This window comes from Rheinheimera tangshanensis, from assembly GCF_014645135.1.
Taxonomy (GTDB): Bacteria; Pseudomonadota; Gammaproteobacteria; order Enterobacterales; family Alteromonadaceae; genus Pararheinheimera; species Pararheinheimera tangshanensis.
In genome coordinates, this window is sequence record NZ_BMLH01000004.1 from 98,466 (window position 1) to 123,042 (window position 24,577).

Consider the following 24,577-nt stretch of genomic DNA (forward strand, 5'->3'; position numbering starts at 1 on the left):
AGAGATTTATGTCTACAGCCTTTCTTTGCACAACAGCAGCAGCGCTTTTTAGCGCCTCTGCTGCGGCTAATCCGGTTTCTGTAAAAGACGGTGTATTGCAGTGGCAGAATGGTTCTGAAGTGGCACTGTTTGGTGTCAATTACAGTGCGCCTTTTGCTTACGGTTATCGCTCTATTGAACGTGTTGGCGTGGATCATCGTGCTGCCATTGATATGGATGTGGACCATATTGCCCGTTTAGGGCTGGACGCTTACCGCGTGCATTTATGGGACAGATTACTGGCCGATAAAGAGGGTAACCTGCAGGACAATATTCACCTGCAACTCTTTGATTACCTGTTGCTGCGCTTAAAAGAAAAAGGCATCAAAGTGATTATTACCCCCATTGGCTGGTGGGGCAGTGGTTATCCTGAGCCGGATCCGGTGGAATATGGTTTTTCAACTTTTTACAGCAAAAGCCAGATGAATCAGTCGGCAGATGCTATCAAAGCGCAGAAAAATTATCTGACCCAGCTGTTTAAACACGTCAACCCGCTGACTGGCAAAAGCTATCAGCAAGACGATAACATTATTGCTTTTGAGATCTTTAACGAACCTAAACATGAGATCAAACCACAACAAAGCGCGGCTTATATTGAGGACTTAATCAGTACCATTCGGGCAGCTGGCGTGACTAAACCTTTGTTTTACAACACCAGCGAGCAGGGGGATGATCAGCCTTTTGCTAAAGCGTTATGCAATACCAGCATAGATGGCGTGTCTTATCAGTGGTATCCAACGGGTTTGGTCAAAGGCAGTGTGATCAATGGCAATATGCTACCTGCGGTCGCGCACTACACCAATCCTTTTGCTGGCATCAGCGAATGTGCGACTAAAGCCAAAATGGTGTACGAGTTTGATGCGGCCGATGTGGCAAGCTCAGTGATGTATCCGGCTATGGCACGTAGTTTCCGTGAAGCAGGTTTTCAGTGGGCCACTCAGTTTGCGTATGACGCTGCGGCTGTGGCTCATACTAACTCTGAATACAACACCCATCATCTGAACCTGCTGTATACCCCGTCTAAAGCCATCAGCTTAAAAATTGCCGCTGAAGTGTTCCGCAGTCAAAAGCGTGCTGAAAAAGTAGCGGATTATCCGGCCAGCAACAGCTTTGGCGCTGTGACTCTGGATTATCAGCAGAATTTATCTGTGCTCAATACCCCAACGCAGTTCTTCTACAGCAACAGCACCCAAACAGAGCCAAAAGCTGTAGCTAAGCTAACGAGCATTGCAGGTGTTGGCTCGTCTGCTGTGGCGAAATACAGCGGCTCAGGTGCTTATTTTCTGGATAAAGTAGCTGATGGCGTCTGGCGCTTAGAAGTCTATCCAGACGTGTTGACGCTGCAGGACCCGTATCAAAACTCCAGTTTAAGTCGTGAAGCAGGGCGTTTGTACCCTGCTGCTCAGCAGTTGAAACTGACGCTTACAGACTTGGGCAAGAACTATCAACTGAAAGGCTTAAATACGGGCAATACAGCCACTGCATCTGCCGCTGATGGCGAAGTAGCAGTGCGCCCCGGTGTGTACTTACTGACCGCCAAAGCAGCATTGGCACAACAGTATGCCAATAAAGTCGAGACAGATTTTTATCTGCCAAAACCTCAATCAACAGAACTGGCTTTAGTGCATCAGAATCAGCGTCAAATCCAGTTGGGCGACCCCTTTAGCTTTGAAGTGGATATTGGTGCTCTGAACAAGCCTGAAAAAGTGCAGCTGATGCTGCGATATTTAGGGGATAACAAGTTTACAGCCTTTGAGATGCAAGCAAAGCCTGAGGTCAGTGGTCGTTATCAACTGGCCATGCCAAAAGACTGGACTCAGACCGGCCTGCTGGAATATGCCTTTGTGGTTACAGCGGATGGCAAAAACCTGACCTTTCCCGGTGCAGCAACAGGTTCTCCACAGGACTGGGATTTTGTCAGCAAAGCACCGTACTGGACAGTGGCTTTGAAACCACAAGGTCAGCCTGTGGCGTTATTCGACGCAACACTGGACAGACAAAACAGCCTGTATCCAAAAGATGCGACTGTGACGCAACGTTTTGTTGCTGATAGTTCAGGCGCTGGTTTAGCGATGCAATTGGGTGTGGATTCGTTAGAAAATCCTAAAGCCGCAGCTATCCTGAAAACCACTTTGTCTGCCGACAACAGCCTGCTACAACGTAATTTGAAAGGTTATGACACAGTGGCGCTGAAAATCCGTGCGGTGAAACAACCGGAGCAGCTGAAGTTTGCTGTGCTGGATAAAGACGGCATCGCCTATGGCACAGAGCTGAAAGTAGGCACTGACTGGCAGTATCTGTTAGTGCCGCTGAATAAACTCAAGCGCACCGATACGCTGATGACTCAGGCCTACCCTATGTTTATGCCGCTCTTTGCGCCCAAAGTGGAGCAGGGCTCAGAGTTGGATCTGAATGAACTGCAGCAGTTACAAGGCATACAGCTGATGTTTAATCAGAGCGCTTACAGTCCGGCAGCAGCGAAAGGCTGGCATGGAGTGGAACTGGCGGAAGTGAGTTTGATCCAAAAGCCATAGTTTAAAAGGCCTGTGTTGCGTCAGTTTTCTGCACAGGCCTATAATCGGCTTTGTTTTTAGTACAAAACAGGAGTGCTATGGCAAAGCCACTGCACCAAAACATAACTGTATCCACATCGACTTCAGAGTTGATACGGGTTTCTGGCACTCAAAAGCTGGCGCTTGGCGCTGGCTTTTTTGCGATGTTTTTTGCCCAGCAAAGTGTCAGCGTACTGGCTATTCCGTTTTACCAGATGACCTTAGGGGTAGACCCATTTTTACTGGGGCTGGCTCTTACTTTACCTTTGTTACTCGGTACTTTATTAGGCCCCTGGGTTGGGCATTTATCTGATCATCATCACAGCCGTTTTGGCCGCAGACGGCCTTTTATTCTAATCGCCAGTTGGGCTTGTTGTTTGTTTTTTGGCTTGATTTGGATGGTGCCGACAGGTTGGAGTGAACTGGCCCACCTGCTGTACTTTGTCGTTTTCTCGCTACTGTTTTATATCGCCGCCACTTTTATGTCTGTGCCTATGACCTGTTTATCCTATGAAATGAGCCCGGATTATCATCAGCGCACTGAAATTATGGGCTTTACCACTTATTTTTTGAAACTGGGTTCTTTGTTGTATCAGTGGCTATTTCCGCTGGCACAACTGGCCATTTTCAGTTCGGTTTTTGTCGGTATTCGTTATGTCGGCTGGGGCGTGGCTTTGTTTATTTTTGGCCTGCTGGGTACTTTAGCGGCTTGTTACAGCAAAGAAGTGGTGCACCGCTCTGCTGTTACTTTTCCGCCTGTCACTTTAAGACAAAGTTTGAAAACCTTAAAAACAAACAAAGGCTTACGTGTATTATTGCTGCTGACTGTGTTGCAGATGGCCGGAGGCGCTTTTACCGCCAGTATGGATTATTACCTCTTGGTGTATTTTATTGCACAAGGGGATATAGCTCAGGGCGCCATTTTTAAAGGCTGGTTGTCGATGGCTTATGCTGCTTTTGGTTTTCTGACCGTGCCATTGATCGCAGCTTTATCGTCCCGTGTTGGAAAAATCAAAGCGTTGCAGCTGATTTATATCCTGACCTTGTTTGGTGGTGCCTGTAAGTGGTTTATTTTTACGCCACAAGGCTACGGCTGGATTTGGCTGGATGCTTTATTCTGCACCGCAGCCTGGACTGCTATGACCATGTTAATTCCCTCTATGATGGCGGATTTATGTGATGAAGACGAATTAAAACATGGTCAGCGCCGCGAAGGTGTTTTTGTGGCTATTCATAGCTGGGTCACCAGTTTAAGTGCAGCCCTGGCCTTATTGCTGGCCGGTTTATCGCTGAATTTGATTGGTTTTAATGCACAGCTTTCTGCAGCGCAAAACCCGGACAGTATTCTGGCGATGCGGGTTATTTTAGCACTGGGCACTATGGTCTTTGCCTTCTGTTCCTTGCTGCTGGTAAGAAGGTATCATCTGGATGCCCAAGCCAGTCAACAAATCAGTTTGGCCTTAGCTAAAACAAAAAATCAGGGTTCAGAAGCGATTTAGTTCGCTGTAGATAATCAATAAAAAAAGAAAAAATTATGGTCACAATTAAAGATGTCGCAAAAGTAGCTGGTGTATCGATAGCTACAGTGTCCCGGGTGATCCACGACGGTCATCAGGTGGGGGAAGCCTGCCGTGCCCGGGTAAAAAAGGTGATAGCCGAATTAGGTTATAGACCCAACAGCAATGCCCGTGCTCTGGTCAGCAAAACCACCAATACGCTGGGGGTAGTGACCCCTAAACTGTCGATGCCATTTTTTGGCAGCCTCGCCAGTGGTGTTGAAAAAGGTGCGCGCGAAAACAACTACAAACTGCTGATGAGTAACTCGTTATACGAGACCAAGTCGGAGCAGGAAGCTATTGATTCTTTGCGGGATCACAACTGTCAGGCTATTATTCTGCACAGCGAATATTCAGATGAAAAAACCTTATTGAAACTAGCGAAAGAAATCCCTGGGCTAGTGCTGATTAACAGGTATATGCCCGCTATCGCCAACCGCTGTGTCTGGCTGGATAACGTCGCAGGTGCACGCACAGCGACGGATTATTTAATCAATAGGGGCCATAAAAACTTTGCGGTGATCACCAGTATTTATCAAAACGGCGACCCGGGTTTTCGACTGCAAGGTATTCGCGAATCGCTCAAACTGGCGGGTTTGCAGCTCTCTGAGGCAGCTATTGAAGAATCCACCGCTAATATGGAAGGGGGCGAGCAAGCGGTTCAGGCCTTACTGAATAAAGGCATTCAATTCACCGCGCTCTTGGCTTACAACGATTTAATGGCGATAGGTGCTATTCACGCCTTATTTGCCGCTGGCCTGCGGGTACCGGAAGATGTCTCTGTGATAGGGTTTGACGATTTAATAGTCAGCCGAGCTTGCCGCCCACGTTTAACCACTATGCATTATCCGGTCGAAGAAATGGCCAGCTACGCCACTAAGCTGGCGATACAACTCAGTGATACCAGCATAGAGCCTGAAAGCAGAACGCACTTGTTTATACCGCAGTTAGTAGAGCGGGATTCGGTGGCGGATGCGCCTCGCAGTTAAATACAAAATACACTTTCAATGTCATTCAGCCGGGATCCAGTTTTGTTGACTATGCTAAAGAACAACTAAAACAACGAGGCTGAATACCATGAATGCACGAACTACCTTGTGGGTCGCGTTAATCGCGCCTTTATTAACACAACAAGTGAATGCCGCCGATGCGGACAAAGATCATCAGCACAAAGCCAAAGCGGCGGAAAAGCAGCTGAAACAACAGAGCAAACAAAAAATAGTTGAACTGAAGCCTGTGACTGTCAGCGCGGGCATCAGCCTGACGGATGCCCGCTCTGTGGCAGAGCGTTATCAAATGACGGGGCAGACAGCTTTGCCCTCAGGGATCCGCAAGAACTTAGCCAAAGGTAAGCCTCTGCCTCCTGGTATTGCGAAAAAATCCGCCCCGGCAGCTATGCTTGCGGAGCTGCCGCAACATCAGGGCTATGAATGGCAAGTGGTGGGCACGGATTTAATTTTGGTATCAATAGCGACAGCTGTAATAGCAGATGTGCTGGTAGATGTGTTGCACTGATGGTGAGCTGTTGGTCAGTGAAGGGCTGGAGCCTCAGCTCAATCCACCTAAACACAGATACTTCAATTCAGTAAAGTCATCCAGGCCATAGCTGGAGCCTTCGCGGCCTAAACCTGACTCTTTCACACCGCCAAAAGGCGCTGCTGCATTGGAAATTAAACCTTCATTGATGCCTATCATGCCGTATTCCAGCGCTTTGGCGACACGGAAAATACGGCCTATATCTCGGCTGTAAAAATAGCTGGCAAGGCCTGTTGGGGTATTGTTAGAGAGTTCTATCGCCTCTTGCTCTGTATCAAATACGCTGATGCAAAGCACAGGGCCAAAAATTTCAGTCTGACTGATTTGCATATCAGCCGTGACGTCTGTGACTATAGTGGGCTGGAAAAACAACGGCCCTAAGTCAGCATCAATAGCGCCACCAAGCAAGAGTTCGGCACCTTGATCCAGCGCCTGATCTAACAAACGGGAGATCTTATCCACCGCAGCCTGGTTAATTAGTGGGCCTATCTGGCAACCTGCTTCTAAACCAGAGGCCAGTTTGAGTGGCGCTGTGGCTTTAATTAACAAGGCTAAAAAAGCATCGTACACAGGACGTTGCACAAAAATACGATTGACACAAACACAGGTTTGACCGGCATTACGGAATTTCGCCGCCAGTAAACCCTGCACCGCAGATGGCAAATCGGCATCATCAAAGACAATAAAAGGCGCGTTGCCCCCCAGTTCCATCGAAACTTTTTTTACGGTAGAAGCGCACTGCGCCAGCAAAGTTTTGCCAACTGGGGTGGAACCGGTAAAACTAAATTTTGCCACACGGCTGTCTTTGGTCAGCACCTGACCTATAGCTTTGGCATCTGTCCCTGTGACTACATTAAACACACCTGCCGGAATACCGGCACGGGTCGCGAGTTCAGCCAAGGCTAAAGCCGATAAAGGCGTCAACTCTGAAGGTTTGACGATAAAAGTACAACCTGCAGCCAAAGCTGCGGCGGCTTTACGTAAAATCATTGCATTGGGGAAATTCCACGGCGTAATAGCGGCCACTACACCTATGGCTTGTTTCAGTACCAGAATTTGCTGGTTAGTTTTAGGCGCCGGAATAATATCGCCATTCATACGCTTGGCTTCTTCAGCAAACCAACTGACAAAAGAGGCGCCATAGCTGATTTCACCTGCAGCTTCGTCTAAGGGTTTGCCTTGCTCCAAAGTTAAAATGCGGGCTAAGTCCTGCTGATGCTGCAGCATTAATTGATACCAGCGCATAAGCACAGCACAACGTTCAGCTGCAGTACGGCCAGACCAGGCAGGAAAAGCCGCAGCTGCTGCTGTGACCGCTTGTTCTGCTTCTGTGGCTCCTGCTTCTGCCACTAAGGCCAGCAAACTGCCATCAGCAGGGTTATGCACCGCAAAATGACCACTGCGGCTACTTTGAAATTGTCCGGCTATATAACTGCTGTGATGCACCAAAGCGCTGTCGTTCAGTGATGTAAAAACGCTATTTGTTTGGTTTGTCATGGGCTTAGCTCCGGAGCTGATCTGGCTCTGCCAGTGTAGCCTGAAAAAGGAGTTAACCCAATGTCTGCAACTTCTTTTGCAAAAAGCGCTGTTCAGCCTGTTGGCTGGTTTTACTTAACGCGTTTTTATAATAAAACTTTGCCAGTCGGTTGTGGCCAAGTTTTTGGTGTATATCGGCTAAAGCGGCGTCAAGCAGGTGGTACTGCGCCAGTTCGCCATTTTGTTCCAGCGCCTGTAAGAGTGGTAATGCCGCAGCCGGGCCTTGCGCCATACTGATGGCTACGGCTCGGTTTAACAGCACCACAGGCGAGGCTTCAAATCGATACAGCACATCGTACAAAGCAACAATTTGTGGCCAGTCGGTACTTGCAGCATCCGGGCTTTGTGCATGCAGTGCAGCTATGGCGGCCTGCAAGCCATAAGGACCAACACGGCGGCCTGTTAAAGAGCGCTCAACCAGTTGAACCCCTTGTTGGATCAAGGCCTGATCCCATAAGCTTCTGTCCTGAGCAGCCAGTAATATCAGGTCACCCTGTGGATCAATACGGGCATGGCGCCGTGATTCCTGCAATAACAACAAAGCCAATAAGCCCATAGTTTCAGTGTCGGGTTGTAACTGCAGTAATAAAAAACCAAGTCGTATGGCCTGAGCTGACAGCTCTGCACACAGCAACTGGTCGCCCGAACTTTGGTTATAACCTTCATTGAACAGCAGATAAATCACTTTAAGCACAACATCCAGCCGCTCTGGCAATTGTTCTGCAGTGGGAATTTCATAAGGAATAGCAGCGTCACGTATTTTGTTTTTTGCCCTGACTATCCGCTGGGCTATGGTGACTGGGCTGGTTAAAAAAGCTTTGGCAATTTGCTCAGTCGTCAGGCCACAAATTTCGCGTAAGGTGAGCGCAATTTGGGCTTCGGTGGATAAAGCCGGATGACAGCAGGTGAAAATCAGTCGAAGCTCATCGTCCTGCCAGTTTTGAGCGCTGCTTTCATCGGGTTGGAAAGCTTCGATGTCTTCATCTTGTTCAAACAGCCATTGTTGTTGATATTTACGCTGGCTTTGCTGCTGGCGAATTTTATCTATGGCTTTAAAGCGTCCTGTGGAGACCAGCCAGGCTCTGGGCTCTGTGGGTAATCCCTCGACAGGCCATTGTTGTAAAGCACAGGCAAAGGCCTCCTGCAGAGCTTCTTCGGCCAGTTCAAAATCACCCAAAAGCCGGATCAGAGTGGCCAGCACCCTGCGACTTTCTTGTTGGTACAGTGCCGAAATAGTTTCGGCTGTGACCCGGCTATGCAACAACTTATGAACTTTGCATGTTGGCGAAGTCGGCGGCAATCTGCTGTATATCTTCAGGAAAATCGTCCATATCCTGAATTTGTCGCACTTCGATCACTTCGTTATCACCAGCCGGACATAAACTGGCCCAGTGAATAGCTTCGGCTTTGGAATTGACTTTTATCATCCAATAACCACCCAGCACTTCTTTGGTCTCAGTAAAAGGCCCGTCAGTAACCAGCGCCTTGCCTGCACTGAAGCTGACACGAGCGCCCATAGAAGGTGGATGTAAACCTTCACAGCTCATCAAAATACCGGCTTGCTGTAGTTTTCTGTTGTAGTCCATCATGGCTTCTACAGCCGAAGCTTCCGGCATAGCGCCTGGGGCTGCGCTTTCATAGCCTTTAGGGATCATCAGCAGCATAAAACGCATCTTATACCTCCAGTTGCCGAACAGGACGAACCTCAACAGAGCCCACACGAGCTGCCGGAATACCAGCAGCAAGCTGTATCGCTTCGTTTAAATCTTTGGCTTCGACCAGATAAAACCCAGCCAGTTGCTCTTTGGTTTCGGCAAAAGGCCCATCGGTTAACAAGGTTTTACCAGCGCGCACCCGCACTGTGGTGGCTGTATCTACAGGCTGCAGCGCTTCGGCGGCCAGCATACGACCACTGTTTTGCACTGATGTTGCGTATGCAAAACATTCCTCGTCTTTGGGGCTGTCGGGCAAGGAGTGCAGCAATTTCTCATCACTGTAGACCAAACATAAGTATTTCATCGCTGCTCCTCAGGCCTCTGGTGTTAGTTCAAATAATACCGCTCCAGATACCATATCAAAAGGCACGGAAAAATGGTCATGAAGAATACGCCATTGGCCTTGCTGCATTTGCCAGCCTTGGGTCAGGCGCATCCAGCAGCCCTGAGTTTCGCCTTTTTCATTGCTGCCTTCGCAGTAAACCAACGCATGGCTAAAGGCGATCTGATCATTTTGCTGAATAGTTAAATCACGTAGTTCAAACTTTGAATGGCCGCCAGCGCAGAACTCCATACAGCGTTGCCAGTGGGCTTTATAGGCAACTTTCCCCTTGAACTGTAGTTGAGCAACTGCGTCATAAGCAATGAGTTCATCAGCGTAAAATGCCATAACCTGGCTGATGTTCTGACTGAGCACTGCCTGCGCCCACTGAGCAGATAACTGTTGAATAGAATGAGTCATGTTGTGTCCTCTTTGGGTTGAATGACTCTGTAGTCGAAGCGGCCAGGCTGAATTCGACAGTTTGCACAAAATAATTTGAATTTATTTGCTCTTGCTGAGTAAAAGTGACGTATAAATTAAACAGTCAAAAGAAAGCAGTGCTAAAAAACATGTTAAGTCCAGCAACTGACCAGAGTATTTATGCCAGAACGTCAACGTTATAGTAGTCTGGCTCTTGAGCACGCTGCCCGGCCCTTACTGCTGTTGGTGCAGCATTTAACCGGGCTGGATACTACCTTTTTAACCCGTATCGACTGGAATGCACTGACTCAGCAAGTGATTTTAGTGGAAGGTCCTTTGCATCTGCCTATTGAGGAAGGTTCAGTTGTGAACTGGTCCGACTCGATGTGCCGCGTGCTATTTGATGCCAATCTCAGCTACTCAGATTCTGTTCCCTCCACATTTCCGGGGTCCGCAGGCGCAGCTTTAGGTATGCAAACTTTTTTTGCCATCCCTGTATTGTCGAAAGGACAAACCATAGGAACTTTGTGTGGCGCCAGTACTGAACCCATTCATATTCAACAGCATACCTTAACCAGCCTGAAACTGATTGCCGATGCAATGGCTTATCAACTGGCGCTGGACCAGCAGATGCAGTTGCAACAAAAACGGGTGAAGGTCGCTGAAAAAACTATAGATAAGCTGTACCGGCAAGCCCAGCAAATGGAAACTCTGGCTCATACCGATGTATTAACGGGCCTGGATAACCGTCGCGCTTTTCAGACAAAATTCGAACAGTATCTGCTTGATGCTGAGACTCATGGCACCGGGCTGGCGTTGATGATGATCGATATCGATGAGTTCAAGCAGTTAAACGATCAACATGGTCACGAAACCGGTGATCTGGCTTTGCAGCATTTAGCTCAGGTGCTGACTGCTGTCGCCAGGCAAAGTGATATCGCCTGTCGTTTAGGTGGCGATGAATTTGTACTAGCGGCGACTGATACCGATGCCGAAGGCTTGATGCATTTGGCGTTGAGGGTACAACAGGAGTTTAAACAGCGGATGTTGCAGTCTGGCTTAGCCAGTAGTTTAAGTATTGGTATTGCAAGCACCGCAGAAAGCGCTTTGGATCAACTGTTACAACGAGCTGATCAGGCCTTGTATAAAGCAAAAGCTTTGGGGCGGGACAGGGCGGAGCGAGCGGGTTAGGGCGCAGCCACTGGTTTTTGGCTACTGTGTTGATGTTGGCGAAACCAGTTCAGCATTTCCTGACGCTCCTGCTCTTTGTAATCAGTTAATAAATGGTCAGCCTCTTTAAATTCAATCAGCTTTACCGGTCGTTGTAGCTCTGTCAGTCTGGCAGCCAGACGTTTTGAATTATCCGGATGCACTCTTTTATCTTGTCCGCCATGCATCAGCAATACAGGCAAAGTGGCTGGTAATTCCTCCGCCCAGAACAGTACTGAACGTTGCCGTAGCTCTTGTTGTTTGTTCTGATCGTAGTTTGGGATCAGACTACGAAACACAAGCTCCATCTCTGGTAAACGTGATAGTTCAGTCACTAAATCTGTCGGGGCTCCAGTGACAGCGATAGCACGGATGTCATCACGCTGACGGGCGGTGAGATAACTCATGATCCCCCCTCTGCTGATGCCGTATAAAAAGATATTCTCTGCATCCGCACCCGGCAGCTTTTTCGCCAGCTCAATCAATTGATGGATATCCTGTACGTCAGCGCCACCAAACTGATCTTTGCCATAGATCTGTTGGTTTTGTGGTACTGAACCTCTGTATTGGCTGGCTAATACGATAAAACCTTGTTGGGCCAGAGGGCTCAGTTGGCGTAACACTGAAACAAAATCCAGCCGGCCTAAGGCCGAATTACCGCCTCTGTTGTAGATAATCACAGGCCATTTTTGTGGCGGTGTTGCTTTGGGTTGCAGACCCCAGGCTTGTACTAAAAACTGATCAGAGTGGTACTCCAACTGGGCGCAATCCAGCAGTTGTTGAGTGCGTTCAAATTGCTTTTCCGGTAATAACCAGGAGGCTAACCAATAATCCAGACTATACCAGGACGTCTGTTGCCGGGCCTGTTGTACCATTTGCTGATAATCAGGATAAAGCTCGAGGCAGGATTGTTGTGTGGCAAAGCCTGGCCAGCTCTGCGCCATGCTTTGGCTTTGATAAGAAAGCAGCAATGCGAACCAAAACAGTTTCATAACCAACCTCATAAAAGACGCCGTCTGAGTGTAACGCTTTGGCTGATTAATTTGTGCTTAGGATTGTAACAAAAGTTAATTCAGCTTAGAGTCAAATCAAGCCGTAGAGTTTAATCTGACTCCGAGCCGTTCATCCTAGGACTGTGGCCAGTCCCATGAACCTACATGTAGTTTACCCTGCCAGTCTTCAATCAATAACCAGACTTTATCGCCGTCTTTAGGTTGCGCTGTCGCTTTGGCATGCACATGCTGGGCAAAAGAGCTACCGTGCAGGATACTCAAGTCGGCTTCAGCAAAATCTTCTATCGCAGGTTGCTCTGCTGCTATCGCCATATAAGCCTGACGGATATTAGCGACACAACCTTCACAAAACTGCAGGCTGAAATCTTTCACCCAATCGCCGTGATGCTGGTAAGGTGCATCGTTGGTGAGTGGAGTGGGTGTTACTTCAAAAGTACCAATGGTCTGTGTCGGCCAGGACGCCGGAAACACAGGGTTCATCGCTTCGTACAAAAACCAGAAAGGTAGAATTAATACCAGACCATTGAGTTTAAATTTATTACGTTGCCACCAGTTGTCTGAACGTTGTGCCATCAGGAATTTACCTCTGAAGTTGTGTAACTGGTTACAGGTTCTTTACGAGCCGCTTTCATAGTGCGGCTGCCCCAAATCATAAAGCCTGTAATCGACATACCAGATAACAATAAACCAAACAGGAACCAGATAATTTTCGTCCAGATACCGCCTATGGTGCCGTAATGCAGCGGATCTGCTATGTGGCTAATGACTTCAAGACCGGACATTTGCGCTGGGGTGTGTACATCAGTGACTGCGCCTGTCCATGGATTCACTAATACGGTGTAAGAATACTGATCAAAGAAGACAGAATCACCAGAACCTGAAATACGATACAAATCTCTGTTATGCTCCGGCATCATGATGTAAGCCGGTTCCAGCTCTGGCAAAGTTTGTTTGGCAATCACCAGTGCATCTTCCAGTGAATAAGGTGCTGTATGTTTTTGTCCTGCAGCCGGTACTTCAGCTGCCGTCAGAATTTTCGGTTCATGGTAAAACTCAATATCGTTATGCCATAAAATTGCCTGCAACAGATACCACAAGCCGGTTAAGCTCATCACCACTAAAAACCAAATCGACCAGACCCCAGCCAGACGGTGTAAATCAGTTAATAGGGTTTTACGTCCTTGATTGAACCGTATTTTAGGTTGGGTGAAAGACTTCCAGAAGTTTTTATAAATCACTAAACCAGTGATTAACGACATCAGCATCAGGATAGCCATACCACTGACAAGGTAATAGCCAACACTGTAACTGCTCTGCCAGGGGAATAATAACCAACCGTGTAACGAACGCATAAAGCTAATAAAATTCAGGCCGTAGTTTAGCTCCTGTACTTTGCCTGTGTACTGGTTGACGTAAGCGATGCCAAAAGGTGCTTTTGCTGTGGAAAATATCACAGCGTTCACCAGATAAGGTTCCATCACCATCACACTGCCTACTTCAGCATCAGGTACTTCAGCTTTGACGGCGGCAATCAGTTCAGTAGCAGGTTTGACTGGCAGATTTTGTGGATTTTCTGCTCTGGAGTTGGGGTTGGTTAGCCAGGTCAGTTCATGACTAAACACCGCAATAGTGCCTGTTAAGCACACAGCACAAAAAATTAACCAGACAGGTAAACCTACCCAGCCATGTAATAAAAACCAGAAACGTTGTTTGAGCTTAAACACCGGAAAATCAGCCTTATTCAGCAAGGGATGAAAATGTTCTTAATAATAATGCGGATAAGAATGGTTATCAATAGCTGGGCGATGACTGGCGGTCATGCGAAGATAAAAAAGGGCGTCCGTTGGGAAATGGGACTAACCGGACGCCCAAAAGTTACTCGTTAATAAAAGCTGACGCGGCAGCCAGCTTGCAGGCTACTTATTCTTTCACTAAGGCTATTTGTGGTGTGTTTGGCTCCAGCTCTAAACCCCCTGCAAAAGCACGGTAGACAGAGACCAAACGCTGGAAGCTTTGCGCCGACAGCACCGCCTGTTGATCGCGGGCTGCTAACCACTCACGCTCGGCGTCCAGCAAGTCAAGAAACTCAGTAGTGCCGGCTTCGTATTGAGCCCGGGTCAGCTGCACTGCCTGTTCAGTGGCGGCTACTTGTTGCTGTGCGCTTAATTGCTGCTCACGGCTTGTTTTATAGCCGTGCAGTGAAGTCTGCATTTGCGCCAGCGCATCAAACACCGTCTGCTGGAATCGGGCAAAGGCCATTTGCTGTTCTGCTTCTGCACCGCGAATACGGGCCTGAATGGAACTTAGCTCTGTGGCTTGCCAGCGTAAGCTAGGCGCTATACTCCAGGCCTCGTTTTGCGAACCCAGACTCAGGCCTGGGCTTGAAATAAAACCTAAAAACCCGCTGACAGACACTTCCGGGTATAACTCGGCGGTGGCTACCCCTATATCTGCAGTACTGGCGGCCAGTTCCCGCTCGGCTACTGCCACGTCAGTTCTGAACTTTAAGTAGTTGTGCTGATTGGCAAAAGACAAAGGTTTATTCAGCTCAGGCAAAGCTTCGCTTCTGCTTTTCACTAAAGAGCCATCAACCACAAACTGCTCTGCAGGTTGGGCGACTAAAGCGGCCAGAGTGGCGTTAGCCTGAGCTTTGGCAAAAGCAAATTGCGGCATTGTACTTTGCAACTGATAAATCTGTGCGTCGATACGGCTGATTTCCAGATCCGAAGCTACACCTGCGTCACGGCGCGCCAGAATAATCTGTTTGGTACGACGTAAATTGCCCAGATTTTGTTCGGCCACACTCAGGCGCAGTTCAGCACCGCGATAGTCACCATAACTGGCGGCTACCTGAGCTAACAATTGCACTTTTGCTTCCTGCCATGCCAGTTCAGCCCCTTGGGCTCTGGCATCTGCGGCTTCAGCGGCACGGCGCAGCTTGCCAAACAAATCCAAATCCCAGCTTAAAGCACCGCCTAAATTGGCTTGGCGCTGAATTTGCCCGGCGTTTTGCGCCGCACTGTCCGGCACCTGATTGTTTTGCTGACTGGCGGTGATATCCATACGAGGCAGATGATCATTGTCACTGTCTTCAAAGACGGCATAAGCACGTTTTACGTTGGCTTCTGCCGCAGCTAAGGTCTGGTTATTCAGCAAAGCCTTTTCTATCAGTTGATTTAATACTGGATCATTAAATTGTTGCCACCAGTGTTGGGCTTTATCCGCTGCTCTGTATTCAGCGGGCAGTTGCACCTGATTGGCAGCTACAGGAGCTGCATAGCTTGGTCCTACCGATGCACAACCAAACAACAGTGATGCTAAAGCCATACTGATAGCGGTTAAACGAATGGTTTTACGCATGATGATGTTCCTCTGTAGCTGTTACTTCTGAACTGCCTGGGGCCAGTTGACGATCACGGCGTTTGGCCAGAGTGTAATAAAACAGTGGTGTTAAAATCAGACCGAAGATAGTGACGCCAATCATACCGGCGAATACAGCTACACCCATGGCCTGACGCATTTCTGCACCAGCACCTGTTGAAAACACCATAGGCACCACACCCATAATAAAGGCGATGGAGGTCATTAAAATGGGGCGCAAACGTAAGCGGGCAGCTTCGAGAATGGCGTCCATAGTTTTCATGCCATGGTCTTGCAACTCTTTGGCAAATTCGACTATTAAGATGGCGTTTTTGGTCGCAAGCCCCACCAGCACTATCAAGCCTATCTGAGTGAAGATGTTGTTATCACCACCGTAGATCCAGACACCTGTCATGGCCGATAACAAAGTCATAGGCACAATCAGGATAATAGCCAGTGGTAAAGTTAAGCTCTCGTACTGAGCTGCCAACACCATAAACACCAGCAGTATCACCAGCGGGAATATGAATAACTCCGCATTGCCGGCCAGGATTTGCTGATAAGTCAGTTCTGTCCATTCGTAGGTCATGCCTTGAGGTAAAGTTTCAGCCAGAATTTTCTCAATAGCAGCCTGAGCTTCACCTGTACTGTAACCAGGGGCAGGGCCACCGTTAATTTCTGCTGTGGTGTAACCGTTGTAGTGCATGACGCGGTCAGGACCAGCAGAGTGTTTCACGTTGATGAAGGAACCCAGTGGGATCATTTCACCTGCGTTGTTGCGCACTTTCAACTGACGGATTTGTTCAGGGTCCTGACGGAATTGTTCATCCGCCTGTACATTCACCTGATAAGTCCGGCCAAACTGGTTAAAGTCGTTGACATAAGCCGAGCCCATATAGACCTGCAGCGTCTGGAATATCTCATCCAGATTGACACCTTGTTGTTTGGCTTTGGTACGGTCTACGTCTAAATCCAGCTGCGGTACATTGACCTGATAACTGGAGAACACACCGGCCAGTTCAGGCGTAGCCCAGGCTTTTTGCATCACTTGCATGGTGACCGCAGCCAGTTCTTCATAACCTAAGTTGGCTCTGTCCTGAATCTGCAGACGGAAACCACCTATGGTGCCTAAACCTTGCACAGGTGGTGGCGGAAATATGGCGATAAAGGCGTCCTGAATACCAGCAAATTTCTGGTTTAAAGCGGCTGCAATAGCATTGCCTGATAACTCTGGTGAACCACGTTTGTCAAAGTCATCCAGACCGACAAAGACTATGCCTGCGCTTGGGCTATTGGTAAAACCGTTGATCGACAAGCCAGGGAAGGAGATAGAGTTCGCTACACCTGGATGTTCGGCCGCAATACGGGACATTTCTTTAATCACAGCTTCGGTGCGGTCTAAAGAAGAGGCGTCCGGTAACTGAGCAAAAGCCACTAAGTATTGTTTATCCTGACCAGGCACATAACCTGTAGGGGTTTGCTGGAACTGCACTGCAGTTAAGCCAACTAAGCCAATGTATAGAATACCGATAATGCCACCAAACCGAATCACTTTACGTACCATCAGGCCATAACCTTTGGACGCTCTGTTAAACAGGCGATTAAAGGGATCAAATAACCAGCTGCCAAAGGCTTTATTCAGTACACGGGTTAAGCCGTCTGGTTTAGCGCCATGAGGTTTCAACAGCAGTGCTGATAAAGCAGGGCTTAAGGTTAACGAGTTCAGCGCCGAGATAAAGGTAGAAATAGTGATAGTTAACGCGAACTGTTTATAAAACTGGCCTGTTAAACCGGACATGAAAGCAGTAGGAATAAACACAGCAGCCAGTACTAAGGTAGTTGCAACGATCGGGCCTGTTACTTCTTTCATGGCTTTTTGCGTGGCGGCCATAGGAGATAAGCCATCAGCGATATTCCGCTCGACGTTTTCGACCACTACTATGGCGTCATCAACCACTATACCTATGGCCAATACCAGACCAAATAAAGATAAAGCGTTTAATGAAAAGCCCAGCATATGCATAAAAGCAAAGGTACCAATCAGGGATACAGGCACAGCCACTAAAGGAATAATAGAAGCACGCCAGGTTTGCAGGAATAACACCACCACCAGCACCACCAGCAATATGGCTTCCAGCAAGGTTTTGATTACTGCTTCAATAGAGCCCCGTACGAATACCGTAGGGTCGTAGACGATGTCGTAAGTTAAACCTTCAGGGAAACCTTTTGACAGTTCTGCCATAGTGGCACGCACATCATCAGAAATCTGAATCGCATTAGAGCCCGAGGCCTGAAAAATCGGCATAGCGACAGCGTCTTTGTTATTCAGCAGTGAGCGTAGTGCATAAGATTGAGCGCCTAATTCCACCCGGCCAATATCACGGATACGAGTCACTTCGCCGTTTTCACCGACTTTAACGATAATGTCAGCAAATTCCTGCTCCGTGGTTAAACGGCCTTTGACGTTGATCAGAATTTGGAAATCACTGTCACCCGCAGGCTGAGCACCTAAAGAACCGGCTGCAGCCTGTTGGTTTTGTTCACGGATTGCAGCTAATACCTGAGCTGGTGATAAGCCCACAGCTGAAACTTTATTTGGATCCAGCCAGATACGTAAGCTGTATTCGCTGGCACCAAATAAACGCACCGCACCTACACCTTCAATTCGGGCTAATTCGTCTTTGACGTTCAGCGCCGCATAGTTTGACAAATACAACATATCGTATCTGTCATCCGGCGAGGTTAAATGCACCACCATAGTTAAATCCGGCGATGATTTCTCAGTCACTACCCCTAAACGTTGCACTTCCTGCGGCAAGCGTGGTCTGGCTCTGTCAACCCGGCTTTGAACCTGAGTTTGAGCACGGTCCACATCAGTCCCTATAGCGAAGGTGATAGTTAAGGTCATGCGGCCATCAGAAGTCGCCTGTGAAGACATATACAGCATGTTTTCCACGCCGTTAATTTCCTGCTCTAAAGGCGAAGCGACTGTATCCGCTATAATTTTAGGGTTAGCACCCGGATAGTTAGCTGTTACTACTACTGTAGGTGGCACGACTTCAGGGTATTCAGTGATAGGGAGTTGCCAGACGGCGATGGCGCCGCCGATAAAAATCAGCAGCGACAGCACGGCGGCAAAAATAGGTCTTTTGATAAAAAATTGCGATAACATATCCGTTCCTTAACCCTGGTTAGCCGTTGCTTGTTCTGCAGCAGCGGTAAGTTCTTGCTTGCTGTCTGTCTCTAACTGCTGTTGTTCAGCTTTTAAGCTGGTTAACTGTTGGGCTGTGGCCATTTCCACCAATTTAGGCTGGATCGTCATGGCTGGCCGCACACGTTGCAGACCATTCACCACAATCCGATCGGATGGATTCAAGCCTTTGCTGATAATGCGCAGGCCGTTGACCTTTTCACCTAAAGTGACAGGACGGTATTCCAGTTGATTTTCGTTATTCACCACTAATACAAACTTGTTGCTTAAGTCTGTGCCTATGGCTTTGTCATCGATCAAAATCCCCTGATACGCGTTACTGCCGACCAGCTTTAAGCGGGCGAATAAGCCAGGTATTAATTTGTTATCGACGTTTTCAAAGGTGGCCCGGGCACGGATAGTACCGGTCTGGGCATTGATGCTGTTATCGATAAAGTCGATGCTGCCGACATAACCAAATTCGCTGTCACCGGCCAGCGCCATATAGACCGTATTATGGGCTGTGCGCTGTTCAGCTCTATTGCCTGCTGTCGCCAGCTGCACATACTTCAGGTAAGTTTGCTCATCGGCATCAAAGTACGCATACATTTTACTGGTGCTGACTAAAGTAGTCAGTTGGCTGCTACCAGCCTGAACAAAGTTACCCGCTGTGATTTGCGCATAAGAAACACGGCCAGAAATAGGTGCTTTCACCTGAGTAAAAGACAGGTCCAGTTCAGCACGTTGCAAAGCAGCTTTAACAGATGCGACTGTCGCTGCTGATTGCAGCTTGCGGCTTAAACGCGTGTCCAATACTTCTTCAGAGATAGCCCGTTGTTTTTTTAAAGCGGCGGCGCGGCGATAATCGTTATCTGCCAGTTTTTGTGCGGTTTCAGCATTGGTCAACTCAGCTCTTAAGCGCGCAACTTCAGCTGCAAAAGGACGTGCATCAATCTGAAACAGCAAATCGCCTTGTTTCACTAAAGCGCCTTCAGTGAAAAATACCTGTTCGATATAACCTGATACCCGTGGCACCAAAGTGACTGTTTCCGGCGCTTGTAAGCGACCAGTAAATTCGTCCCACTCTGTGATTTTTTCCTGTACTACTGTCGCTACATTAATTTCAGGTGCTGCCATAGCGCCCGGTGCTGCGGCTTCAGGACTGCCACAAGCGGATAACACTAAGGCGGCGATGCTTCCCAAGACAAAGGTACGAATAGTGCTGTTGCTGCTCATGACATTTTCCTCGTTCAGTTCGATCAATAAAAAGATTTAGTTTCAACTTCTGTTGTACAAACTAGTTTCATCTGTTAGTTTTGTACTGGTCGGTAAATATATAGAAGTCCAATCCGTAGTCAATCATTATTTTGTACCGATTGGTAAATAAATGTAGAATCTTTAGAACTTAACAAAAAACTTTGGTTATAAGCCGAAGTTAATGGGTTAGCAGGGGCTACTGCTCGAAGGGCTGTTAACCTGAGGGCAGGATAAGTCGGGCCTTGTGTTTACTGAATATCTAAAAGCCGCTGAAGATTGCCTAAAACTATTTCTGGGTTACAGAGTCAAAAGCGCTGCAGGCAACTGGTCTGTCACGATAAGTTGCTAGCTTACACTATATTGTACCGATTGGTAAATATTCCTTGCTGGACATGTGTTGCCAAGCAGTTTATGCTAGGGTATCCTTTTTAATCCGGAGTTTGAAATGTCAGCATCAGCGGTTACACCAGCGCCAACAGTGGGACGCCCGCGCGCTTTTGACATGGAAAAGGCCTTACAAAAGGCGCTGGAAGTTTTCTGGCGTAAAGGTTACGAAGGCGCATCTTTACCTGATTTATGTGAAGCCATGGGCATCAACAAACCCAGTTTGTATGCTGCTTTTGGTAACAAAGAACAATTGTTTTTAAAAGCCATTGAGTTGTACGAAAACCGGCCTTGTGCATTTTTTTATCCGGCTCTGGAACATGCGACTTCTTATGAAGTCGTCAAACACATGCTTTGTGGTGCAGCCAGTGCTAATGCCGATCCAAATAACCCACCGGGTTGTGTCATAGTGCAGGGGGCTCTGGCTTGTAGCGAGTCAGCTGCTTTTGTTAAAGAGGCCTTGATTATTAAACGCAGAGCCGGCGAAGTGGCTCTGTGTGAACGCTTGCAAAAAGCCAAAGACGAAGGCGATTTACCCGCAGATTCTGATCCTGCTGCCTTAGCTCGCTACATAGGTGCAGTATTGCAGGGGATGGCCGTACAAGCGACCAGTGGCGCAAACTGCGCCGAGTTAAAGCAGGTGGCTGAAACTGTGCTGAGTGCATGGCCTGGTAAAAGAGCTTAATGACTCTGATGAAAGGGGCTACAGCAGGCCCCTTTGGTTATTTAATTTCCGCTTCAACTTAAGTTCTATTATCTCCTTTGTCACTCTTTACCCCCTCTGCTAGTGTTTAACCATACACCTTTCGTCTGAGGTTGGTATGTCACTTTCTCAGCACAAGTTTCAGCAAAAACTATTGGAATTTATAGAAGTTTGTAACGATGGTTATGCCATTTTAAGCGCCGATGACAAGATGCTTGGTTGTAATCAGGCTTTCGCTGGTATTTTTTATCAGGACCAACGCAAAATACAGGGGCTTTCTTTTGAGCAACTGATGCGTTTATCTTTTAGTGAAGGCAAGGGTATACGTTTTGAAATTGAAACCATTGATGAATGGTTGGCTCAGGTGCAGCAAAAAAGACGACAAAATCCGTTTCAGTTATTTGAAGTGAATTTAACGGATGACCGTTGGTTTTTAATGTCTGAACAGATTTTACCAACGGGCGAGATGTTGATCCAAGCCAAAGAAATCACTAAACAGAAAGTATTGGAGCATCAGCTCCATAGCAAAGTCTTGACTTTAAGCGAGTTGGCTTTGACAGATGAGCTGACTAAAGTGGCCAATCGTCGCTGCTTTGTCGATTCAGTCGAAGCCGAGTTAGCCCGTTGCCAGCGTGTAGATAAACCTGCCGCTTTACTGTTGTTGGACTTAGATTTTTTTAAATCAGTCAACGACAGCTATGGCCACCAGGCTGGGGATGAAGTGTTAAAAGCGACCGCGAACAGAATCAAAAAAGCGCTTCGTGAATACGATATTTTTGGCCGTATTGGTGGTGAAGAGTTTGCGGTATTTTTAACTGAAACTGATCTGGCGACAGCTTTACATGTTGCTGAGCGAATAAGAGGAATGCTGGCTGACTTTCCAGTCAAAGCAGGTCGTGTTGAGCTATGCGTAACCACGTCAATTGGTATAGCTTTGACCCAGGGGGAAAGTAATTTTGAGGAATTGTATCTGCAAGCCGATTCTGCGCTTTATATGGCCAAACGTAATGGTCGTAACAGAGCTGAGTTATTTAGGTTGCTCGATGAATAAAAAGGGCCCGAAGGCCCTTTACTGAAGCAGGTTGTTAGAACTTATAGTTCACTTTACCGTAAATGTACTGGCCACGAGGGTTGTACATACTGGTGACATAACCATACAAATCACCATCGCCGTCGCCTATAGCAAATGGCGGATCTTCATCAAACAGGTTATTGATACCAATAGTAATTTTGGTTTTCTCGTTCAGGTTGTAATAACCCTGAACATCAACAAGTACCTGAGCTTTCACTTTGCGAGATTCATTCTCTTCAAAGTCCAAGGCACCATCAAAATTGATATCTGGTGTATCTTCAAACTCACCTATATAACTCAGTACTGTAGCTGCGCCCCAGTCGTTTAAGGTCCAATCTGCAGTTCCAGTCCAGCGGTGTTGCGGGTAACGGTATTCACCTGTGTAATCCTGACCATCTTTTTCGAAGTTGCTCAGGTAAGTGTATTCCAGGTTAAATTTCAGTTTACCCATACCGTCTAAATCCATTTTATAGCGGCTGGATAAATCGATACCGTCTGCTTCCTGAGAACTGACGTTAAAGAAGGTGTTGTTGATCCTGTCCAGTTCACCTAAAGTCTGACCTGGTAACGGAGCCCGGCGTACACAGATAGTGCTATTTTGGTTACCGCATTCTGCCGCATAAACATCACCGAAAGGAACTTCATCGATTTTGTTGTCCTGAGTAATGCTCCAGACATCCAGGCTGAAATCTAAGTCTTCAGTGACCTGCCAGATTGCGCCGACGTTCCAGCTTTCTGATTCCTCAGCTTCTAAATTTGGGTTACCAGCAAACACTATGGTGTAGTCGGTAGAGGCGCAAGCCGGGTTGCTGGCGTCAGGTGTTGGACAGCGGAAAGTATCAACGAAGAATTGTGATTCCTGAGATGGACCTAAGCCAACTTGTGCCAGTGAAGGCGCTCGGAAGCCCTGACTCCATGAAGCACGAAGTGACCACTCATCGGTAGGGGTAAAGTGGAAGGCGACTTTAGGATTAGCTGTGCCACCAAAATCACTGTAGTGGTCATAACGCTCAGCTAATTGCATTTCCAGATTTTCCAGCAACGGCACTGAAATCTCAACATAAGCAGCTTTTTGCGAACGGCTGGCTGCAGCAGATACAGATTCAGTACCAAAAATCAAACCACGCTGGAACTGATCATCTGGCGTATCGGTTGCGTCTTCTTTACGGTATTCAACACCCGCAGCTAAAGACACTGCACCATGACTGACATCAAACAGCTCACCACTGATACGCGCATCCGCCGAGGTCATATGGGATTTACCGCGACGCACTAAACTAGTGGTAATAGCATCAATCACAGATTGTGGATTTTGCACACCGCCAAAAGGATTGTAACGGCCTGCATTAATTTCTTGCTGCAGGAAGTCGGTACGAACCCAACCTTGTGACTTATCACCGGTTTGAGAGGATGCGCTGCGGCCTTTTTGCACAGCAGTTTCCCAGTCCCAGTTATTGATATTGCCGCGTAACCCTGCCAGTACCCGCAAGGTATCTGAGGTAATATCCCAACGTCTGTTACCTGCATCTACAGTGCGGTAACGGCTGATTTCAACGTCCTGACCAAAAGGGTTATTTGGATGAGTGCCTGGCACTGTTAAACCAGCGCCTTCATCTAATGGCGTCGCAGCACCACCGGCGTTAGAGGTGTTGTGCTGAGCTGCAATTTCTGCAAAGAGCTCGACACTGTCATTGACATCCCTGTTCATGCTAAGAATAGCCCCCATACGTTCTGCTTCCGGAACTGCAATAGAGGACGGGCCGTAATCGTATAAACAGGTTGCACCAGCGCGCTGATCTGCTGGGCAACCTGGATCAATAGTTACTACACCATCCACGATAAAACGACCCGGATAGCCCCGTGAAGAGCGGGTATCCTGACCACCGAATGGTGCTTGGTTGGCGGTGCCAAAACGACCTAACTCATAGTTGTCGATTTGAGAGTTATTGAAGTAGTCCAGGATCAGAGTCGCATTGCTTTTATCATCTCCAGTGCCCCAGACCGTGGAGAAGGTTTTTTCGTCATAGTTCGGGCCTGTTGTGCCACCAAAACCTGCGGTAACATCCGTGCCAGTGAAATCTTTACGCAAGATAATATTCACTACACCTGCCACTGCATCAGAACCATAAATGGCAGAGGCTCCATCTTTTAAAATATCGATACGTTCAATCGCAGCCATAGGGATGCTGTTGATATCAACAAAGCTGTTGACTATGCCCTCAGCAAAAGGGCTGCTGGCCACTCGGCGACCATTGATTAACACCAGCGTTGCATCTGCACCAAAACCTCTTAAGCTGACTGCTGCTGCACCGTTGGCTGTCGAGTCCTGGCTGTTACCCCGGGTGGAGAATGTGCCTGAACCTGCTGCAGGTAAACGTTCCAGTAATTGTTGCAGGTTATCAAAACCTGATTTGTCGATATCGTCGCGGCTAATAATAGTGACAGGTGAAGGGCCTTCAAGATCGGTTCTTTTAATGTGAGAGCCCGTGACTGCGATGCGTTCAACATCTTGACCATCTTCAGCTTGTTGAGCAAAACTTTGCCCGCTCAACAGTACAGCTCCAACGGCTATAGCACAGCGGCTTAATCGTATTATTTTGTTATTATTCATATTTTATTGCTTCCTAGCTGGATTTTTGTAGTTGCATTCTTTATAAATATTAGTAGTACCCGTTAAAACAGGCGTTTTAGATATAGTACAAATACAGACCTT

The 24,577-nt window shown here is 47.7% G+C and carries 19 protein-coding genes; 7 read left to right on the forward strand and 12 right to left on the reverse strand.

What is annotated here, in order from left to right; translation table 11 throughout:
* Positions 1-8: 8 nt before the first annotated feature.
* The 4 genes from IEW88_RS09415 to IEW88_RS09430 all read left to right on the forward strand — a co-directional run bounded on the left by IEW88_RS09415 (position 9) and on the right by IEW88_RS09430 (position 5,662).
* Positions 9-2,573: a cellulase family glycosylhydrolase gene (locus IEW88_RS09415; RefSeq protein WP_185148580.1), complete on the forward strand. Its 2,565-nt coding sequence runs from the start codon at positions 9-11 to the stop codon at positions 2,571-2,573.
* A 77-nt stretch (positions 2,574-2,650) separates the two neighbouring features.
* Complete coding sequence (locus tag IEW88_RS09420) at positions 2,651-4,090, forward strand: MFS transporter (protein WP_147903994.1); 1,440 nt, start codon at positions 2,651-2,653, stop codon at positions 4,088-4,090.
* A 35-nt stretch (positions 4,091-4,125) separates the two neighbouring features.
* A complete protein-coding gene (locus tag IEW88_RS09425; protein ID WP_147903995.1) occupies positions 4,126-5,136 on the forward strand; it encodes a LacI family DNA-binding transcriptional regulator in 1,011 nt (336 codons plus the stop codon).
* Between the two features lie 88 nt (positions 5,137-5,224).
* Complete coding sequence (locus IEW88_RS09430; protein ID WP_147903996.1) at positions 5,225-5,662, forward strand: anti-virulence regulator CigR family protein; 438 nt, start codon at positions 5,225-5,227, stop codon at positions 5,660-5,662.
* A gap of 33 nt (positions 5,663-5,695) precedes the next feature.
* Here the strand turns inward: IEW88_RS09430 and IEW88_RS09435 are convergent, their stop codons facing one another.
* Genes IEW88_RS09435 through IEW88_RS09455 form a run of 5 tightly spaced genes read right to left on the reverse strand, consistent with a single transcriptional unit; the run spans position 5,696 to position 9,676 of the window.
* Positions 5,696-7,180 (reverse strand): NAD-dependent succinate-semialdehyde dehydrogenase, encoded by a 1,485-nt coding sequence (locus IEW88_RS09435; RefSeq protein ID WP_147903997.1) that lies wholly within the window; start codon positions 7,178-7,180, stop codon positions 5,696-5,698.
* Positions 7,181-7,232: 52 nt separating this feature from the next.
* On the reverse strand, positions 7,233-8,483 hold the full coding sequence (locus tag IEW88_RS09440; RefSeq protein WP_229670426.1) for an RNA polymerase sigma factor: 1,251 nt from the start codon (positions 8,481-8,483) through the stop codon (positions 7,233-7,235).
* 1 nt (position 8,484) lies between these two features.
* The gene (locus tag IEW88_RS09445) at positions 8,485-8,892 is read right to left on the reverse strand and encodes a YciI family protein (RefSeq protein WP_147903998.1); all 408 of its coding nucleotides are present in this window, start codon (positions 8,890-8,892) and stop codon (positions 8,485-8,487) included.
* Position 8,893: 1 nt separating this feature from the next.
* Positions 8,894-9,238, reverse strand: coding sequence for a YciI family protein (locus IEW88_RS09450; protein ID WP_147903999.1), 345 nt, complete (start codon positions 9,236-9,238; stop codon positions 8,894-8,896).
* A gap of 9 nt (positions 9,239-9,247) precedes the next feature.
* On the reverse strand, positions 9,248-9,676 hold the full coding sequence (locus tag IEW88_RS09455) for a YybH family protein (RefSeq protein ID WP_147904000.1): 429 nt from the start codon (positions 9,674-9,676) through the stop codon (positions 9,248-9,250).
* A 180-nt stretch (positions 9,677-9,856) separates the two neighbouring features.
* On the opposite strand from IEW88_RS09455, the gene IEW88_RS09460 reads away from it, so the two are divergent.
* The gene (locus tag IEW88_RS09460) at positions 9,857-10,867 is read left to right on the forward strand and encodes a GGDEF domain-containing protein (RefSeq protein WP_147904001.1); all 1,011 of its coding nucleotides are present in this window, start codon (positions 9,857-9,859) and stop codon (positions 10,865-10,867) included.
* Here the strand turns inward: IEW88_RS09460 and IEW88_RS09465 are convergent.
* From IEW88_RS09465 to IEW88_RS09490, 6 genes are all read right to left on the reverse strand, one after another.
* Entirely contained in the window at positions 10,864-11,877 is a 1,014-nt protein-coding gene (locus IEW88_RS09465) for an alpha/beta hydrolase family protein (protein ID WP_185148581.1), read from the reverse strand. The two genes, IEW88_RS09460 and IEW88_RS09465, sit on opposite strands and share 4 nt — an antisense overlap.
* A 135-nt stretch (positions 11,878-12,012) precedes the next feature.
* Positions 12,013-12,471, reverse strand: coding sequence for a PA2404 family protein (locus tag IEW88_RS09470; protein WP_147904003.1), 459 nt, complete (start codon positions 12,469-12,471; stop codon positions 12,013-12,015).
* Complete coding sequence (locus IEW88_RS09475) at positions 12,471-13,622, reverse strand: PepSY-associated TM helix domain-containing protein (RefSeq protein ID WP_147904004.1); 1,152 nt, start codon at positions 13,620-13,622, stop codon at positions 12,471-12,473. The genes IEW88_RS09470 and IEW88_RS09475 overlap by 1 nt, the downstream gene beginning before the upstream one ends.
* 196 nt (positions 13,623-13,818) lie before the next feature.
* Complete coding sequence (locus IEW88_RS09480) at positions 13,819-15,258, reverse strand: efflux transporter outer membrane subunit (RefSeq protein WP_147904005.1); 1,440 nt, start codon at positions 15,256-15,258, stop codon at positions 13,819-13,821.
* Positions 15,251-18,430, reverse strand: a complete 3,180-nt coding sequence (locus tag IEW88_RS09485) for an efflux RND transporter permease subunit (RefSeq protein WP_147904006.1) — start codon at positions 18,428-18,430, stop codon at positions 15,251-15,253. Before IEW88_RS09485 ends, IEW88_RS09480 begins: the two co-directional genes overlap by 8 nt.
* Before the next feature lie 9 nt (positions 18,431-18,439).
* Positions 18,440-19,684, reverse strand: a complete 1,245-nt coding sequence (locus IEW88_RS09490; RefSeq protein WP_147904007.1) for an efflux RND transporter periplasmic adaptor subunit — start codon at positions 19,682-19,684, stop codon at positions 18,440-18,442.
* 466 nt (positions 19,685-20,150) lie between these two features.
* On the opposite strand from IEW88_RS09490, the gene IEW88_RS09495 reads away from it, so the two are divergent.
* The gene (locus tag IEW88_RS09495; protein ID WP_147904008.1) at positions 20,151-20,774 is read left to right on the forward strand and encodes a TetR/AcrR family transcriptional regulator; all 624 of its coding nucleotides are present in this window, start codon (positions 20,151-20,153) and stop codon (positions 20,772-20,774) included.
* A 136-nt stretch (positions 20,775-20,910) separates the two neighbouring features.
* Positions 20,911-21,843: a GGDEF domain-containing protein gene (locus IEW88_RS09500; RefSeq protein WP_147904009.1), complete on the forward strand. Its 933-nt coding sequence runs from the start codon at positions 20,911-20,913 to the stop codon at positions 21,841-21,843.
* Positions 21,844-21,877: 34 nt separating this feature from the next.
* On the opposite strand, the gene IEW88_RS09505 is transcribed toward IEW88_RS09500, so the two are convergent.
* Positions 21,878-24,475 carry a TonB-dependent receptor gene (locus IEW88_RS09505; RefSeq protein ID WP_053424326.1) on the reverse strand — a complete coding sequence of 866 codons (2,598 nt, stop codon included), beginning with the start codon at positions 24,473-24,475 and terminating at the stop codon, positions 21,878-21,880.
* Positions 24,476-24,577 lie beyond the last annotated feature (102 nt).

Coding starts and splice junctions, on each gene's coding strand:
- IEW88_RS09490 (WP_147904007.1), bottom strand. CDS start 19,684: ATGAGCAGCAACAGCACTATTCGTACCTTTGTCTTGGGAAGCATCGCC.
- IEW88_RS09420 (WP_147903994.1), top strand. CDS start 2,651: ATGGCAAAGCCACTGCACCAAAACATAACTGTATCCACATCGACTTCA.
- IEW88_RS09480 (WP_147904005.1), bottom strand. CDS start 15,258: ATGCGTAAAACCATTCGTTTAACCGCTATCAGTATGGCTTTAGCATCA.
- IEW88_RS09500 (WP_147904009.1), top strand. CDS start 20,911: ATGTCACTTTCTCAGCACAAGTTTCAGCAAAAACTATTGGAATTTATA.
- IEW88_RS09485 (WP_147904006.1), bottom strand. CDS start 18,430: ATGTTATCGCAATTTTTTATCAAAAGACCTATTTTTGCCGCCGTGCTG.
- IEW88_RS09455 (WP_147904000.1), bottom strand. CDS start 9,676: ATGACTCATTCTATTCAACAGTTATCTGCTCAGTGGGCGCAGGCAGTG.
- IEW88_RS09505 (WP_053424326.1), bottom strand. CDS start 24,475: ATGAATAATAACAAAATAATACGATTAAGCCGCTGTGCTATAGCCGTT.
- IEW88_RS09495 (WP_147904008.1), top strand. CDS start 20,151: ATGTCAGCATCAGCGGTTACACCAGCGCCAACAGTGGGACGCCCGCGC.
- IEW88_RS09465 (WP_185148581.1), bottom strand. CDS start 11,877: ATGAAACTGTTTTGGTTCGCATTGCTGCTTTCTTATCAAAGCCAAAGC.
- IEW88_RS09460 (WP_147904001.1), top strand. CDS start 9,857: ATGCCAGAACGTCAACGTTATAGTAGTCTGGCTCTTGAGCACGCTGCC.
- IEW88_RS09435 (WP_147903997.1), bottom strand. CDS start 7,180: ATGACAAACCAAACAAATAGCGTTTTTACATCACTGAACGACAGCGCT.
- IEW88_RS09425 (WP_147903995.1), top strand. CDS start 4,126: ATGGTCACAATTAAAGATGTCGCAAAAGTAGCTGGTGTATCGATAGCT.
- IEW88_RS09430 (WP_147903996.1), top strand. CDS start 5,225: ATGAATGCACGAACTACCTTGTGGGTCGCGTTAATCGCGCCTTTATTA.
- IEW88_RS09445 (WP_147903998.1), bottom strand. CDS start 8,892: ATGCGTTTTATGCTGCTGATGATCCCTAAAGGCTATGAAAGCGCAGCC.
- IEW88_RS09450 (WP_147903999.1), bottom strand. CDS start 9,238: ATGAAATACTTATGTTTGGTCTACAGTGATGAGAAATTGCTGCACTCC.
- IEW88_RS09415 (WP_185148580.1), top strand. CDS start 9: ATGTCTACAGCCTTTCTTTGCACAACAGCAGCAGCGCTTTTTAGCGCC.
- IEW88_RS09470 (WP_147904003.1), bottom strand. CDS start 12,471: ATGGCACAACGTTCAGACAACTGGTGGCAACGTAATAAATTTAAACTC.